The sequence below is a fragment of the Variovorax rhizosphaerae genome (genome assembly GCF_037889975.1).
GTDB classification, from domain to species: Bacteria; Pseudomonadota; Gammaproteobacteria; order Burkholderiales; family Burkholderiaceae_C; genus Variovorax; species Variovorax rhizosphaerae.
Map to the genome: position 1 here is coordinate 1 of NZ_JBBKZT010000052.1, position 14868 is coordinate 14868.

The 14868-nt window shown below is 63.2% G+C and carries 16 protein-coding genes and 1 pseudogene; 7 read left to right on the forward strand and 10 right to left on the reverse strand.

All coding sequences use genetic code 11. The features are described 5' to 3' along the window. Window positions 1-53: 53 nt before the first annotated feature. The gene (locus tag WKW82_RS38745; RefSeq protein WP_340348559.1) at window positions 54-458 is read left to right on the forward strand and encodes a transposase; all 405 of its coding nucleotides are present in this window, start codon (window positions 54-56) and stop codon (window positions 456-458) included. A 172-nt stretch (window positions 459-630) separates the two neighbouring features. Here the strand turns inward: WKW82_RS38745 and WKW82_RS38750 are convergent, their stop codons facing one another. The 8 genes from WKW82_RS38750 to WKW82_RS38785 all read right to left on the reverse strand — a co-directional run bounded on the left by WKW82_RS38750 (window position 631) and on the right by WKW82_RS38785 (window position 8108). Next, window positions 631-1002 carry a response regulator transcription factor gene (locus tag WKW82_RS38750; protein WP_340348544.1) on the reverse strand — a complete coding sequence of 124 codons (372 nt, stop codon included), beginning with the start codon at window positions 1000-1002 and terminating at the stop codon, window positions 631-633. A 468-nt stretch (window positions 1003-1470) separates the two neighbouring features. Beyond that, on the reverse strand, window positions 1471-2406 hold the full coding sequence (locus tag WKW82_RS38755; protein ID WP_340348545.1) for a dihydrodipicolinate synthase family protein: 936 nt from the start codon (window positions 2404-2406) through the stop codon (window positions 1471-1473). A 44-nt stretch (window positions 2407-2450) separates the two neighbouring features. Next, window positions 2451-3122 (reverse strand): amino acid ABC transporter permease, encoded by a 672-nt coding sequence (locus WKW82_RS38760; protein ID WP_340348546.1) that lies wholly within the window; start codon window positions 3120-3122, stop codon window positions 2451-2453. Window position 3123: 1 nt separating this feature from the next. Then, window positions 3124-3801, reverse strand: coding sequence for an amino acid ABC transporter permease (locus WKW82_RS38765; RefSeq protein ID WP_340348547.1), 678 nt, complete (start codon window positions 3799-3801; stop codon window positions 3124-3126). Beyond that, a complete protein-coding gene (locus WKW82_RS38770) occupies window positions 3798-4544 on the reverse strand; it encodes an amino acid ABC transporter ATP-binding protein (RefSeq protein ID WP_340348548.1) in 747 nt (248 codons plus the stop codon). Before WKW82_RS38770 ends, WKW82_RS38765 begins: the two co-directional genes overlap by 4 nt. Beyond that, the gene (locus WKW82_RS38775) at window positions 4541-5398 is read right to left on the reverse strand and encodes a transporter substrate-binding domain-containing protein (protein WP_340348549.1); all 858 of its coding nucleotides are present in this window, start codon (window positions 5396-5398) and stop codon (window positions 4541-4543) included. Before WKW82_RS38775 ends, WKW82_RS38770 begins: the two co-directional genes overlap by 4 nt. 81 nt (window positions 5399-5479) lie before the next feature. After that, window positions 5480-6955, reverse strand: coding sequence for a dihydropyrimidinase (gene hydA / locus WKW82_RS38780; RefSeq protein ID WP_340348550.1), 1476 nt, complete (start codon window positions 6953-6955; stop codon window positions 5480-5482). A gap of 235 nt (window positions 6956-7190) precedes the next feature. Continuing rightward, the gene (locus WKW82_RS38785) at window positions 7191-8108 is read right to left on the reverse strand and encodes a LysR family transcriptional regulator (RefSeq protein ID WP_340348551.1); all 918 of its coding nucleotides are present in this window, start codon (window positions 8106-8108) and stop codon (window positions 7191-7193) included. A 136-nt stretch (window positions 8109-8244) separates the two neighbouring features. Here WKW82_RS38785 and WKW82_RS38790 point away from each other — a divergent pair, with 136 nt between their 5' ends. Genes WKW82_RS38790 through WKW82_RS38805 form a run of 4 tightly spaced genes read left to right on the forward strand, consistent with a single transcriptional unit; the run spans window position 8245 to window position 11766 of the window. Continuing rightward, window positions 8245-8904 carry an aspartate/glutamate racemase family protein gene (locus tag WKW82_RS38790; protein ID WP_340348552.1) on the forward strand — a complete coding sequence of 220 codons (660 nt, stop codon included), beginning with the start codon at window positions 8245-8247 and terminating at the stop codon, window positions 8902-8904. A 7-nt stretch (window positions 8905-8911) separates the two neighbouring features. Further along, window positions 8912-10327 carry an FAD-binding oxidoreductase gene (locus WKW82_RS38795; RefSeq protein WP_340348553.1) on the forward strand — a complete coding sequence of 472 codons (1416 nt, stop codon included), beginning with the start codon at window positions 8912-8914 and terminating at the stop codon, window positions 10325-10327. Between the two features lie 19 nt (window positions 10328-10346). Beyond that, entirely contained in the window at window positions 10347-11132 is a 786-nt protein-coding gene (locus WKW82_RS38800) for an SDR family oxidoreductase (RefSeq protein ID WP_340348554.1), read from the forward strand. Between the two features lie 22 nt (window positions 11133-11154). Further along, complete coding sequence (locus WKW82_RS38805) at window positions 11155-11766, forward strand: glutathione S-transferase family protein (RefSeq protein ID WP_340348555.1); 612 nt, start codon at window positions 11155-11157, stop codon at window positions 11764-11766. Window positions 11767-11979: 213 nt separating this feature from the next. Here the strand turns inward: WKW82_RS38805 and WKW82_RS40740 are convergent, their stop codons facing one another. Together WKW82_RS40740 and WKW82_RS40745 are read right to left on the reverse strand one after the other, a co-directional pair. Continuing rightward, window positions 11980-12564, reverse strand: a complete 585-nt coding sequence (locus WKW82_RS40740) for a hypothetical protein (RefSeq protein ID WP_422823695.1) — start codon at window positions 12562-12564, stop codon at window positions 11980-11982. A gap of 260 nt (window positions 12565-12824) precedes the next feature. Then, window positions 12825-13128: pseudogene (locus WKW82_RS40745) on the reverse strand (ISKra4 family transposase); the annotation flags it as partial. A gap of 376 nt (window positions 13129-13504) precedes the next feature. Between WKW82_RS40745 and WKW82_RS38815 the strand changes: the two are divergent. After that, a complete protein-coding gene (locus WKW82_RS38815) occupies window positions 13505-13798 on the forward strand; it encodes a DUF4158 domain-containing protein (RefSeq protein WP_340348557.1) in 294 nt (97 codons plus the stop codon). Between the two features lie 267 nt (window positions 13799-14065). Then, window positions 14066-14704, forward strand: coding sequence for a hypothetical protein (locus WKW82_RS38820; protein ID WP_340348558.1), 639 nt, complete (start codon window positions 14066-14068; stop codon window positions 14702-14704). The last annotated feature ends 164 nt before the right edge of the window (window positions 14705-14868 follow it).

The following is a 14868-nucleotide window of genomic DNA, read 5'->3' on the forward strand; positions in this document are numbered from 1 at the left end:
GAAGTGACGTCCCTTGAACAGTTCGTCCATGCTTTGCAGCCTCTGCGCCATAGATCCGCCTTAGTTCAAAAGCAGCCACAGCCTACCGAAGCCGCGATTTGCACCAGAGCCCCGTACAGCTGTATGAGCGGCTTTACTGTGCCCGCGACGAAGCCGAGAACCGCATCAAGGAGGCCCAGCTCGATCTATTCGGCACGCGAGCCAGTTGCCCCCGCTTCGCTGCCAACCAGCTTCGCTTGCTGCTGGCCGCACTGGCCCACACACTGATGCAGCGGCTCAGGGAACTTGCCCTCAAAGGCAGTGAGCTTGAACGCGCAACAGCGGCCACGATCCGCGTGCGGCTGCTGAAGATCGGTGCGGCCATCGTGCGCAACACGCGCCGCGTGCGGGTACTGCTGGCCTCGCATCACCCGCTGCGTAGCGTCTTCCTCAGCGCAGCCCGTGCCATGGCTCCCTGAACCTCATCCAGTGCTGTCCCCGGCACGCTGACAAACGATGGGGGTAAGGGGGCAGTTTGTCGAATAACAGCCAGGAGTGCATCCAGTAGTTCACCTCGACCTGGTCATCGCACTCGCAGGGCACCATCAGCGTCCATCAACGGCCCGTTGGCCTTATGGTGAAAAGTCCGGGCTAGTCACATGGCTCGTCGACGTCATCATGTGGCGCACCCAGTGCACTTCGAATCGCAGCAATCAACGCATTGGCGGAAAACGGCTTGCGAAGATAGCGCGACGCGCTTGCTGATCTCGCGGCGCGTTCCAGTGCATCGTCAACACTTCCCGACATGAAGACGATGGGAACACTGCGATTTTCGGCGCGCAGGCACACATTGATATCCAGGCCGGACATGCCGGGCATGGACACATCGATGATCGCGCAGGCTGGCATGCAGGTGTTTAGTGACGCGAGAAAGTCTTCGCCGGTCGCAAATGTAACCACCCGATAACCATCCAGCCGCAACAGGCGGGCGAGCATCGTCCTTAGCGCCTTGTCGTCGTCCACGACTGCTATGGTCTCCGGGGGCATGGCAGCGCTTCTAGAATCAGGGCTCCTCGATAGACCGGCATCAAGGAAGATTCCCGGGCTTGTCGGGTTCATGAACTCAGGGCACGAGCAAATGTTTCGGAGAACTTCCGCATTGGCGCGCTCATCACGGGTTCTCGGGATGGACTTGCGGCGGGAGAGCATGTCGACCCGCGTAGCCGGCCAAGTACGCCGTAAACCGATGACAAGCGAAAAGTGCAGGCCTGCCATGCGCGGCGTTCCTTGACGCTACCTGAACGGCATTTCGATTTGCGCCTTGGATTGCGGAGATTCACCACCAAGCTCACTGCCGACTCTGCGATGTCGCTGCTGATAGGCAAGCCCCTCCCGTGGCGCGCCCTGTAAGTCACGAGCGAGACAATTTTGCTTTTGGTGCAGCCGAACACACCCTGGAGTTCCATTGGAGCCCCGCTGCAGTTGCCTCTCTTAACGCGCGTCAGCCAAGCTCTTTTCCAATCGAGCGATCAATCGACCGAGCTCCGCGTGGTCCGTGGCATTGAGCACTGGCCCCGGCTTGCGCACGAACGCGTAGCGAATGGCGCCGCGGCGCTTGAGCGTCTCCTTGCGCAACGCGAGGCCCAGCCCATACTGGAACTCGTGACGCAGCAATGGAAGATACAGATTGAAGAGGTCTTCGGCTTGGTCGAACTTCTTCTGCTCGCACAGCGCGCAGACTTGGACAAGCATCTCGGGATACGCGAATCCGGTCATCGCCCCATCCGCGCCACGAAGCATCTCCTGTGGCAGGAAGAGGCCGCCGTTGCCGACGAGGATGCTGATGCGGCGGCGACGTTCCTCAGGGCCGGCGCGAACTTCGCTCAGCTTGCGCATCCCCGGCATCTCTTCATGCTTGAGCATGACGACTTGCGGGAAGTCATCGATCAGCCGATTGATGACCGCCACCGACGTGTAGACGTTTGTCGCTTGCGGAAAATCCTGCAGGCAAACGGGAATGTCCGCGCCCAGCACCTTCATGACCGTGGCGTAGTAGTTGTAGACCTGATCGTCGGTCTTGAGGTTAGCGGCAGGCGCGAGCATCACCCCGGCAGCGCCTTGCTCCATGGCCGTTTTGGACAGGCGTTCCACGTGCTGGTTCGACGCATGGCTGACCCCAACGACCACTGGTACGCGGGAATTCACACGCTTGAGGACGCGACTCATCACCGTGAGAGTCTCTAATTCGGTCAGCTTTGGGGCTTCGCCCATCATGCCGAGGATGGTGAAACCCGTGACGCCCTTCTCAAGGTAGAAGTCCGTCAGGCTGTCGGTACTCTCGAGGTCTAACTCACCCTGGTCGGTGAACGGTGTCGCAGCGATGATGTAAACGCCGGTCGCGTCTTCGTTGAGTTTTTTGGTAGGCATTCTGGTTCCTTCTGAATGAGATGCTTTGTGCGAGTTCTAGACACTCAGGCTCGGGCACGTCGGTGTTCGAGGCTTCCCAGCAGGCGAGTGAGTGGCCAGAGAAGTGCGAGATAGATGATCGCCGCCAACATGATTGGTGACGGGTTGTAGACCAGTGACTGGGCGTCACGAGCGGCGCGCAACAATTCCGGGATTGCGACAACGCTTGCGATACTCGTCAACTTGACGATCTCTATCCCATTGCCGACCAGGTCGGGCAAGACGTTCTTGACCGCTTGCGGCACGACGACGTAGCGCAATGCCTGAAACCGAGTTAGCCCCGTCGAGCGCGCAGCCTCCATTTGCCCCGCATGGACGCCTTCCAATCCTGCGCGGAAGACTTCGGCGAAGTAGCTGGAGTTGTTCAGCACGAATGCGAGTGCTACCGCCGTCACCTTGTTCAACTCGACGCCGAGAAAGGGGCCGCCGAAGTAGACCAGGATCAGCAGGACCAGCGGAGGAAACGCGCGGAAGAAGTCGATATAGGCGACGATCGCCCACCTCACCATGCGGTTATGCAACTGGTTCCCGGCAAGAGCAAGGGCGAGCCCCGCAGCGCCGCCGAGCGGGATGACGAGCGCGGACAGCCAGATGGTTGTCCACAGTCCCTTGAGCATGAAGGGCAGCACCTGAACGTAGATGTCCAGGTTGAAGAAGTTCTGGATGATCTCGTTCATGTCAGGCCCTGCGCCAGCGTTTCTCGATCGATCTCGAGGCGATGACGAGCGGAAGGAACACGATCAGGTATGCGATCGCCGCCATCATCAGCGGCGTCGGATTACCAGCATGGCTTGTGGCGCCTTGCGCAGTATTCAGCACTTCGTTGAGGGCGACTACAGAACCGAGCGCCGTGTTCTTGGTGATAGAGATCACGCGGTTGGTCAACGGCGGAACGGCCCGGCGGATCGCTTGCGGCAGCAGCACAGACAGCATGGATTGCCACCATGTCAAGCCCGTTGACCTCGCAGCTTCCATTTGTCCTGCAGGCACCGCGAGAATCCCAGCCCATACGCTTTCCTCCGCGTAGGCAGCCAGCACAAGTGATAGCGACAACCAGGTTACTGCGAAAGCGGACAGGGGTACGCCCAGCGAGGGCAAGCCGAAGTACAGCACGATGATCACGACCAGCGGTGGCAGCGAACGCATGATGTCCGCGAACGCGACGATCGGAAGCGCGACCGCCCGGAGACCGAACGAGCGCGCGATCGCGAGCACCAAGCCGAGGAGCGTACCGGTTATGACGACGGCAATGCCGACGCCCACAGTCACGAGAGTTCCCTCAAGGATCGCCGGCAGATACTGCTTAGCGACCGCCACGTTGAAGAACGTAAAGAGGAGTCCGGAATCAGCAGTCATGATGCACGACCGTTGGCGTACCTGGCCAAGAAGCTCTTCGTGCGTGCTTCACGGGGCTGCTCGAACACGTCGGAAGCCGAACCCTCTTCTACAACCACGCCGCCATCCATGAAGACGACGCGGTCCGCCGCGGCATGCGCGAACGCCATCTCATGGGTCACCACGAGCATGGTCATTCCGCGCTGGCGCAGGTCTCGCATGACGTTCAGCACGTCTTCCACGAGCTCCGGGTCCAGGGCGCTTGTCGGCTCGTCAAAAAGGAGCACGTGGGGCTTGAGGGCGATGGCCCGGGCGATCGCGACACGCTGCTGCTGCCCCCCGGAAAGTTGCGCCGGGAAGGACTTGGCTTTCGCGGCGAGCCCCACTTGGTCGAGCGCGGCCATGGCCAGTTCCTCCGCTTCGCTGGTGGACTTGCCTTGAACTTTCTTGAGGGCAAGCGCGACGTTGTTCAGCGCCGTCAGGTGGGGATACAGGTTGAACTGCTGGAAGACCATGCCGATGTCCTGCCGCACGCGATTGATGTTCACGGACGGTGAGGTCACCTCGTGGCCGTTCGCCACGATCTTGCCTTGCGTCGGGGTCTCCAGCAGGTTGCAGCAGCGGAGCATGGTGCTCTTGCCCGAGCCCGAGGGTCCGATCACGCATACCAGCTCGCCCGCGTTGATGTGTAAGTCGACGCCGCGGAGCACCTCCGTGCTGCCGTATGACTTGCGCAGTCCGGTGACTTCAAGGATCGGCATCATGCGCACTTCGGTGTGACGGGGGTCGCGTCGTAGCCTTCGGTGCCGGGCACGCCGGTTCCGGGCGCGATCTTCACCGCAGAATTCTCAGCATCCGGCTGGAACCCGAACCACTTGACCGCGAGCTTGGCTACGGTGCCGTCCTTCTTCATGCACTTGAGCGCGTTGGAGGCGGCGTCGCGCCCGGCCTTGTCGTCGGCGCGAAAGGGCAGCGCCCAGACCAGGCCGGTCTTGATCGTGTAGCTGGTCTTGAGGCTGGGGTTCTGCTTGGCAACCCAGGCCACTACCGTGGTACCGGCCAGGTTGTAGTCTGCGCGGCCCGACTGCACAGCCTGCACCGCGTCGGCGTTGGCGCCGTAGACGTCAAACTTAAAGCCGTACTTCTCGGCGTTGGCGCGGGCCCAGCCTTCGTAATTCGAGCCCTTGTTGACAGCCACGGTCTTGCCCTTGAGATCCTCAAGCTTGACGATGGCCGGCGCCGACTTGTTGCCCAGGAAGGTGTAGTCGGTGTCGAGGTATCCCTCTGTGAACAGCAGCGACTTGGCGCGCTCGGGCGTCACCGTGACCGGGGCCACCAGGAAGTCGTAGCGGCGGCTGTTGAGGCCTGGCACCAGGCCCGAGAACTCGGCCCCCTCGATCTCGATCTTGCGGCCCAGACGCTTGGCCAGTTCCTCACCAAGGTCGACGTTGAAGCCCTGCACGCCGCCGCCGAGCTTGGCCATGGCATGGGGCGCGAAAGTGGCATCGACCGCGGTGCGCAGGGGCACTTGGGCCTGGGCAAAGGCGGCGGTGGCGCCGATGCACAGAAGCGCAAAAGACACGGCGCGAATGCACGAAAAAAGAATCGGGGACTTCATGGTTCAACTCCTGAGGGATTCAATGAGGGGTAAGGGTGTGGTGGGCGGCCAGCGCGCACCGGCCCAAGAAGAACGAGGCAATCAGTGGTCACGTTTCAGGCCGACCAGTTCGCTGAAGCGGCCCTGCTCTGGCGATGCCGTCGGCCGCTGGGTCAGCGGATCGGGCCGCCCACGAGCGATGTACTGGCCGCTGCCGCGTTCGACTTGCAGCGTGTTGTCAGCGACCACGCAGCGCCCGCGGCTGAACACCATCTCGGGCCAGCCCTGCAGCACGCGGCCCTCGTAGGGCGTGTAGCCCACGTTGTCGTGCAGCATCGCGGTGCCGACGGTCACGCTCCGCTCGGGGTTCCAGAGCACAACGTCGGCATCGGCACCGACCGCGATCGCACCCTTGCGCGGTGCCAGGCCGTACATGCGGGCATGGTTGGTGGACGTGAGCGCGACAAATTCCTCGATCGAGAGCCGGCCGTTCATCACGCCTTCGGAGAACAGCAGCGGCAGCCGCAGCTCGATGCCAGGCACGCCGTTGGCCATTTCCTTGAAGGTGGTGGCATCGCCCTTGGGCAGCTTGCCCGAGGCATCGAAGCGGTAGGGCGCGTGGTCCGACGAGTACACGCCAAGCGTGCCGTCCTTGAGCCCGGCCCACACCGCTTCCTGCGAATCGGCATCCCTCGGCGGCGGGCTGCAGCAGAACTTCGCGCCCTCCATGCCGGGCAGGTCGATGTCGGAGGCTTCCAGGAACAGGTACTGCGGGCAGCTTTCGGCATACACCGCCGCGCCCAGCCGGCGCGCATTGCGGATCACCTCGACCGTCTCGCGGCCCGCCACGTGCACGATCAGCACCGGCACATCAGCCAGCCGCGCCAGCGCGATCGCTCGGTTCGTGGCCTCGCACTCGGCCAGCGTGTCGTGCGCCACCGCATGGAACTTCGGCGCGACGTGGCCGCGCTCCAGCAGGCGGTGCGCGATCCAGCGGATCATGTCGTGGTTTTCGGCGTGCATCATCACCAGCGCGCCCTCCTCACCCGCCACCGACATCACCTCGAGCAGTTGGTAGTCATCGAGCTTGAGCTTGTCGTAGGTCATGTAGACCTTCAGCGAGGTGATTCCGTCGCGGATCACCTGCGGCAGGTGCTCACGCAGCGCGGTCTCGTCTGGGTTGGCCAGGATCAAGTGGAAGCCGTAGTCGATCACCGCCTTCTCGCGCGCCAACTTGCCGTAGGCCGCCACCACCTCCGGGATGTTATCGGCGCGATGCTGAGCGGCGAACGATAGGATGGTCGTGGTGCCGCCGAACGCGGCCGACACGGTGCCAGAAAAGAAGTCGTCGGCGCACATCAGGCCCATGCCCGAGAGCTGCTCGATGTGGCAATGACTGTCGATGCCGCCAGGCAGCACCCAGCGGCCAGCGGCGTCGACGTCTTGCGTGCCGGCCGCAAGATTCGGCGCGATCTCCACGATCACGCCATTGCGCACGCCGATGTCGGCGTGGAAGGTGCCGTCTGCATTGCTGATTCGGCCGTTGCGAATCGTGAGGTCGAAGCGGGTGTTGCTCATGGCGTGGCGAGATGAAAGCAGATCGGTTGCGAAGCACCGTGGCACTGGAGGTTTTTCTGCACCAGACCGTGCTCCAGCCAGTCGGATTCAGTCGAATTGTGGGGGGCTGAGCAATCTCGGAAGACGAATGGGCAGTGCATGGAATGGCAGTCGGAACAGCAGGGTATGGCGGCAATTATTCCGACGCCCCCTGCTCTTGTCGCTTGACACTTTGACCGCGATGATTAACATCACGTTAAGTGTCATCCGTAGAAACCCGGAAGCCTTCGCGAGCCATCACGCCCTGCAGCACATCGACGAATACCTGCGCCAACTGCGACATCGGCTCGGTGCGCAGCCGCACCAGCGTGGCCTTGAGCACCGGCGAATTGAGTACCGGGCGCATCACAAACTTGCTTGAGGCCCAGCTCCGGGCCGAGAACTCGTCGACCAGCGCGATGCCTGCGCCCGCCTGCACCAGCGCGCAGGCGTTCTGCGGCGAGCCGGCCTCGATCGCGGCGCGTACGGTCTCGCCGCTGGCCTCGAACAGCGCGCCCACCATCGCGCCGAAGGGTGAGTCGCGGTCGTACGAGATCAGCGGGAACGGCAGCAGGTCGGCCACCGCGAGCGTGGCGCGCCGGGCCAGCGGGTGGTTGTAGGGGCAGATGCAGACCAGCCGGCCGCTACCCAGTTCTTCCATCTCCAGGTTCGGATGGTTCACGGGGAGGATGGTCATTGCCAGGTCGGCCTGGCGGTTAAGTAGCCGCTCGGTCAGCGGCGCGTGGCCCAGGTATTGGAATGTCAGCTTCACCTGCGGGTTGCTGTGGCGATACTCGGCCATCGCCATCGGAACCACCGCTTGTCCCACGCTCGGGCTGGCGACCAGATTGAGGATGCCCTCCTGGTGCTCACTGAGTTCGCGTGCCAACTCGTTCACACGCTTGACGCCCGCATAGACCACCTCAACCTCGTGGAACAGCTTCTTGGCCTCTGGCGTGGCGAACAGCCGGCCTCGGATGCGCTCGAACAAAGGGAAACCGACGCGCGCCTCGGTATGTGAGAGCAGGCGGCTCACTGCGGGCTGCGAGACGAAAAGAAGCTGTGAGGCGCCGCGGATTGAGCCGGTGATCATGACCGCGCGAAAGACTTCGATCTGGCGGAGATTGAAGGACATGGATGCCCCTTAAATTAACAAGGTGTTAATCATGACGCATGAATTGGCAAGTGTGGAAGCGGCCGTGCGCTTCTAAACTGCGAGCCCTCGGCGCCTCCTCTGCCGGGTCCTCCAAGCTTCAAGAAGAAGGTCGCCCATGCGCCAGACGCTCTACGTCATCAATCCCAACAGCAGCGAGGCCGTCACCGCCGGCATCGACGCGGCCATGGCGCCGCTGCGCCAGCCCGATGGCCCGCGCATCCAATGCGTGACGCTGGCCGACGGCCCGCCCGGCGTGCAGAGCCAGCACGATGTCGACCGTGCCGCGCTGTCGGTGCAGCGCTTCGCGCAGGAACATCTCGGCGATGCGGCGGGCTTCGTCACCGCCTGCTTCAGCGACCCCGGGCTGCACATGCTGCGTGAGATGAAGGGCTCGCTGTCCTTCGGCATCAGCGAGTGCGCGGCACTGACCGCGATGACGCTGGGCCAGCGCTTCGGCGTGATCGCGATCCTGCAGGGCTCGATCGGGCGCCACTGGCGCACCTGGGGCGCGATGGGCATCGCGCAGCGCGTGGCCGGCGAGGTCGCCATCGGTCGCACGGTGGCCGAACTCTCGGACCATGCCGCCACACTGGCCGGCATGGTCGACGCGGGCCGCCGCTTGCGCGACGAGCACGGGGCGAACGTGTTGGTGATGGGTTGCGCCGGCATGGCGCCTTTCCGCGCGCCGCTGCAGGACGCCACCGGCTTGCCCGTGGTTGAGCCCACTCAGGCTGCCGTCTCCATGGCCTTGGGCCGCATCCAACTTGGCTGGTAAGGAAAAAATGAGCAATCTGCACCCCGATCTCCTCCAACGCCTGCACGCCGCCGTCGGCGACGCCGGACTCGTCAGCGACAGCGAAGCCAAGGCCCCCTACGAGACCGACTGGCTCAAGAAATGGACTGGCCGCAGCAGCATCGTGGTGCGCCCGGCCGACACTGCGCAGACCGCAGCCGTTATGCGCATCTGCCACGAGACGCACACGCCAGTCGTCACGCAGGGCGGCAACACCGGGATGAGCGGCGGCGCCACGCCTGACAGCAGCGGCGCGCAGGTGGTGCTGAGCACCGTGCGCATGAACGCCATTCGCGCGGTCGATCCCCTCAACAACACCCTGACATGCGAGGCAGGCGTGCTGTTGGCAAACATCCAGGCGGCCGCGCAGGCGGCGGAGCGCTTCTTCCCGCTGAGCCTGGGGGCCGAGGGCAGCTGCACCATCGGCGGCAACCTCGCGACCAACGCCGGAGGCATCGCCGTGCTGCGCTACGGCAACACGCGCGAGCTAGCGCTGGGCCTGGAGGTGGTGCTGCCCGACGGTCGCGTCTGGAACGGCCTGCGCGCCCTGCGCAAGGACAACACCGGCTACGACCTGCGCGACCTGTTCATCGGCTCCGAGGGCACGCTGGGCGTCATCACCGCCGCCGTGCTCAAGCTGCACCCGCGCCCGGTGGCGCGCGCCACCGCCTGGGTCGGCGCGCGCGACATCGACGCGCTTGTGGGCCTGCTCGCGCAACTGCGCGCTACCTGCGGCGAACGGCTCGTGGCCTTCGAGATGATGTCAGCCGAGTCGCTCGCGCTGATCCTTGCTCACGTGAGCGACGTGCGCGCGCCGCTGGCTGGCGAGCATGCATTCCATGCGCTGATCGAGTTGGCCGACACGCAGGACGACGGCTTGGCCGCACTGCTGGAAGGTGGGCTCGGCGATGCACTGGAGCAGGACGTGGTGCAGGACGTGGCGGTGAGCGTGAGCGGCGCCCAGACGCAGGCCTTCTGGAAGATCCGCGAGGGCATCTCGCAGGCACAGATGCGTGCGGGCAAGGCCGTGAAGCACGACATCGCGCTGCCGATCTCGGCCATCGCCGCCTTCGCGCACGAAGCCGAAGCCGCGTTACGCGTCGCCCAGCCCGACGTGCGCATCATCAACTTCGGCCACCTGGGCGATGGCAACCTGCACTACAACGTTCTCTTGCCGCTGGACACAACCCCTGAGGTACTCGCGGCCACCACCGCGCAGTTCAACCGCATCGTCCACGACATCGTGGCCGCCGCCAACGGCAGCATCAGCGCCGAACACGGCGTTGGCCAGTTGAGGCGCGACGAACTGCGGCACTACAAGTCTGAAGTCGAGTTCGATCTGATGATGCGCATCAAGCAGTCGCTCGACCCCAATCAAATCATGAACCCCGGCAAGCTCATCTAACCAAAAACAAGGACAAGACATGGACCTCGGACTCTCCGGAAAAACTGCGTTGGTGCTAGGCGCCGGCGGCGGCCTCGGCAGCGCGATCGCGCGCACCCTCGCTCGCGAAGGCGCACGCGTGGCGCTGGCCGACATCGACCTGGCCGCAGCCAGCCGCGTAGCTGACGAGATCGGCGCCACGGGCGCGCAAGCCACCGCAATGCAATGGGACCTGGGCGACCTCTCCTTGATCGATGCGAACATCGCGCGCATCGAGCGCGAACTCGGCTCGGTCGACGTGCTTGTCAACAACACCGGCGGCCCACCGCCCACGCCGGTGTCGGGCCAGGACCCCGCACTCTGGAGCACTCACTTCCAGAGCATGGTGCTCTCGGTCATCGCGATCACGGACCGCGTGCTGCCCAGCATGCGCGAACGCAAGTTCGGCCGTATCGTTACCAGCACTTCGTCGGGTGTGGTCGCGCCCATCGCAAACCTAGGCCTATCGAACGCACTGCGCATGACGCTGCTGGGCTGGTCGAAGACGCTGGCACGCGAAGTGGGCAAGGATGGAATCACCTGCAACATCGTTCTGCCCGGTCGCGTGGCCACAGGCCGCATCCAGTTCCTCGACGAGCAGAAAGCCAAGCGCGAAGGCCGCGCGGTGGCCGACGTTACTTCCGAGAGCAATGCGAGCATTCCGGTCGGCCGGTACGGCGAGCCGCAGGAGTATGCCGACGTGGTCGCGTTCCTTGCGAGCCGCAATGCCTCCTACGTCACGGGCTCGGTCATTCGCGTGGACGGCGGCCTGCTGGCCAACATCTGAAGCCGTGAGAGCACCGGCCTTGATGATCCTGCGCACCTCCGCCGCATCGCCCTTCGGCCGCAAGGTCCGCATAGCGATCGACGTGCTCGGCCTGGCGCCGCAGATCCGCGTGGTCGTTGCCGACACCAACGATCCCGCGGACACTCTGCGCAAGCAGAACCCGCTGGGCAAAGTCCCGACGCTGGTCCTGGACAACGGCGAGGCGCTGTTCGATTCACGCGTCATCATCGAGTACCTTAACTCCCTGGATGGCCGCGACCTCCTCATTCCCGCAGACGGCACGCGCATCGGCTCGTTGCGGCAGCAGTCACTTGCCGACGGCCTGCTTGACGCGGCGCTACTGCAGGTCTACGAGAAGCGCTACCGACCGGACACGCACCAAGTGGCCTCTTGGGTCGCGCTACAGCAGAGCAAAGTCGACCGCGCACTTGACTTCGCTGAGCACGATCTGCCGACTTCAAGAGCGGCCAAACCACACATCGGCGAGATCGCACTCGCCGCCGCCCTGGGCTATCTTGATTTTCGTTTCGATGGACGCTGGCGCACGACGCACCCAGCATTGGCGCAATGGCTGAGTCAGTTCGCCGCGCGGTGCTCCGCATACGAGGCCACGTCGCCAAAACTACCCATCTAAGGTCGCCAAATCGAATGGATACTACCTACTACGCGCTGAACTTCCACAATTTTTAGGGTGGTTGAGATACCTGGCCGGAGACTGGCGCATCGCGAAGGTGCCGACGATCTGAGGGCAAGTGTCGCACAAGCCTCGAGGAAAGGAGAGTGTGCAAAAGTGTGGGAGGCTGATTTCGACTTGTCAGCACTGAACTCCTCTTGGAACCCGCTGCCGTTACGGCGGATGGCACGACCGTCGTGCGCCCGTCTTCGACGCCTTGGCCAACGCCACCAGTCGACTTGGCGACAGCTCGCCGTTGAGAGCAGCGACACGGACCTGCGCCAGGCAATGCGCCCCTTCGTCGGTCCATCGCATTTGCTGCTTCTTCGCCATCCGATGGCTTACCACCAGGTTCACTGCCGACTCTGCGATGCTGCTGCTGATAGCCAAGCCCCTTTTGTGACGCGCCCCGTAATTCACCAGCGTGCCGGCGTTGTTCTTGATGTAGCCAGACACGCGCTGGAGATTCCACCAGAGCGTCGAGTATTCATAGCCCGTCCTGGCCATCAACGCGTCATCGAGCGCCTTGATGCGCGCCACGGACTTGCCGCCCTTGCCGTGCCAAGCGAACCATTTGGCGCTGCGGATTTCGCTCTGCACCCAAGCTCGCTCCAGCGGTTCGATCATCGCGCTGCCGAACACCGAGTTCTCAGCCGCCTTGAATTTCATTGCGATGTGAAACCAGTCGAGTATCCTGCCGCGTGCAAGCTGGCTACCCTCGACCGCCTTGGCGAGCTCGCCCGCGTCATCGCTGATCACGGTCACTCGCTCGTTGGGCTCGACACCGCTTCGGGCGAGGAACTGATCCAATCGCGCGGCCGCCGAGGGCACCTGCTTGTGCACGTACGCGTACACGCGAGGAGCGCGATCGGCAAACGCAGCTCGCCCGGCAACGATGTTCACGTGGCGTTGCAAGGTCGGTGGCTGCGACCAAGGCGACCGAAGCTTGGCTTCGGCGCGCGGAGCTTGGAGAGCATCCATTTCCTGGGGGTGTGCAGTGCAGCATCCTTCCACGATGGCTACGCTGCGAGCGGCCCCTGTGCCTCGGCGCCGAAGCGCGGATACCACCTCTCGAATGACGCTCGCAACTCGTCGTTCAGGACCTGGGGTACGAACCTGGAGCAGTAGATGCGCTCCGCGCAGCGTCCAACGCATCTGCTGCTTCTTCACGAACCGCCTGGCGATCACCTGGTTGACCGCGGATTCGACGAAGCCGGTGGAGATCCGTTCCCCGCATCGGTACCGCTCCCCGTAGTTGACGATGGCGCCGGCATTGTTGTCGACATAGGTTGCGAATTCATCTACCGCCTTTGCAAGCTTCTTGCACACGACCGAAGTTGGTAGGCCCGCTTTCCTCTGGTTCTCGCGCACGTCAGCGATGTCTTCGATCAACCTGTTCAGTGTCTCTTCGGCGCGGAACACGTTTCCATGCCACAAGAACCATTTGACTCGCTCGATGTCATTGAGGAACGCCTCCTTCTCTGGGCCTTGCAGCCCTCGTGTTGTCTGCAAGAGTTGCTCGATGCGCATCGCGACATGAAACCAGTCCAGGATGTGCTCGGATCGCGGGTGCACGAACGCGCCGAGCTCGGGGTGATCTCGGTTTTCGTGCATTTTGTGGCGCTTGGCAAAGGCCGCCTGCCCGAGAGGCGCAGAATGCCGGTCCGGCGCTGCTGGCCACACTGGCGCCCAACAAGAGATGCCAAAGGGCCTCGTGTCCAGTTATCACCTGCGTTTCGTCGGCGCCGATCACTTGCCCCGGACACTCTCCGAGTTCGACGTTGTCCGGTTCTTTACCCTCGGACCAGGTGACGCCCAGGCCATCAAGGAACGCTTCCGGGCGGACCGACGCCTCGGCGTTGCGGTGCAGTTCGTGTTCCTGCGTGCCAGCGGACGCCCGCTCGATCGCCTTGCGGTCGTACCAAAGACGCTGCTGCAGCACCTGGCCAAGGAACTCGGAGTCACGCAGACCAACATTGCTTCCCTGCCGTGAAGAGTAGTAAAGATATGATCTCCTTCTTTTCTATAAACTCAACGAAATCAACAGGTTAGGAGCAGCGACGGGACGGCGGTCACAGCTTTACTTCGCATTTTTTGGTAGTAAAGCTATGACTGGCTGGAAGAAAGAAGTAATGTTTTGACATTGCCGTCTGTTTTGCACAGTCACTTCTTTACTTCTATGCCGGCCTCGTCAGATCACACCTTCAAGTTCAGCCGTCCACTGCCTTTACCACCTGGCGGCTGGCGCCGGCGCATCGAGGTGTTCAGTCCCAAGCTCGGACGGCGCCTGAGCCTTGGCAGCTACGACGCCTTTCGAACCTGGCTCGTCATTGAAGCCAATCCTGCGATCGAGTCCTTTACCGAGCGCCCTGCCCATACCGAGGGCGCGGGCAGCGCGGTCATCGACTTCTGGGTTCAGCTGCGCAACGTCCCTTCCGGGGAGTTCTGGTTCATCGAGGGCAGGAGACCATCGCCCGGCGATGCTGCGGCTACAGCTACAGCTACAGCTACAGCTACAGCTACAGCTACAGCTACAGCTACAGCTACAGCTACAGATATGCCGGACACCCCTGCCCTGCCCTCCGTCCTGCACAAACAGGCTGTACGTTTGGTCCGTCAGGAAGACCTGCAGGCGTGGTCCGTTCCGATTGCCAACTGGTCGCGCATCATCCCCTACCTGGTCAGTCACCGGCGCTTTCGCGACCCGCTCCTTGAACAGTCCATCGTCGTCTATCTCGGGCAGTCCCGCACGCTGGACGCAGTGCTGAAGCGATTTGCGTCAAACGACCCCACGAGTGTTGAAGCGTCGCTCTTCGCGCTGGTGGCGGGCGGGCGCGTCGAGAGCCCCGAGCTGGCTGTCTCGCTGCTGAGCGGCGCCACCCGCTTCAAGCGTACCTGAGGAGATGCGATGCCTCCAACTGCTTCGAGCGGTCCGCGCTCCCTGCTCATTTCGTATCTGTCCGAGCAGCCCCGTTGCTCAGATGTCCATCACGTGACGCAGCATGTGGAACGGCACTCGCCATGAGGAGGCGTCCTCGCATTCGACACTTGCGGTTCGCTGGT

Excerpts from the sequence above, each read along its gene's own strand:
- WKW82_RS38755 (WP_340348545.1), bottom strand. The coding sequence starts at position 2,406 with ATGCCTACCAAAAAACTCAACGAAGACGCGACCGGCGTTTACATCATC.
- WKW82_RS38760 (WP_340348546.1), bottom strand. The coding sequence starts at position 3,122 with ATGAACGAGATCATCCAGAACTTCTTCAACCTGGACATCTACGTTCAG.
- WKW82_RS38765 (WP_340348547.1), bottom strand. The coding sequence starts at position 3,801 with ATGACTGCTGATTCCGGACTCCTCTTTACGTTCTTCAACGTGGCGGTC.
- WKW82_RS38770 (WP_340348548.1), bottom strand. The coding sequence starts at position 4,544 with ATGATGCCGATCCTTGAAGTCACCGGACTGCGCAAGTCATACGGCAGC.
- WKW82_RS38775 (WP_340348549.1), bottom strand. The coding sequence starts at position 5,398 with ATGAAGTCCCCGATTCTTTTTTCGTGCATTCGCGCCGTGTCTTTTGCG.
- hydA (WP_340348550.1), bottom strand. The coding sequence starts at position 6,955 with ATGAGCAACACCCGCTTCGACCTCACGATTCGCAACGGCCGAATCAGC.
- WKW82_RS38785 (WP_340348551.1), bottom strand. The coding sequence starts at position 8,108 with ATGTCCTTCAATCTCCGCCAGATCGAAGTCTTTCGCGCGGTCATGATC.
- WKW82_RS38790 (WP_340348552.1), top strand. The coding sequence starts at position 8,245 with ATGCGCCAGACGCTCTACGTCATCAATCCCAACAGCAGCGAGGCCGTC.
- WKW82_RS38795 (WP_340348553.1), top strand. The coding sequence starts at position 8,912 with ATGAGCAATCTGCACCCCGATCTCCTCCAACGCCTGCACGCCGCCGTC.
- WKW82_RS38800 (WP_340348554.1), top strand. The coding sequence starts at position 10,347 with ATGGACCTCGGACTCTCCGGAAAAACTGCGTTGGTGCTAGGCGCCGGC.
- WKW82_RS38805 (WP_340348555.1), top strand. The coding sequence starts at position 11,155 with ATGATCCTGCGCACCTCCGCCGCATCGCCCTTCGGCCGCAAGGTCCGC.
- WKW82_RS38815 (WP_340348557.1), top strand. The coding sequence starts at position 13,505 with ATGCCAAAGGGCCTCGTGTCCAGTTATCACCTGCGTTTCGTCGGCGCC.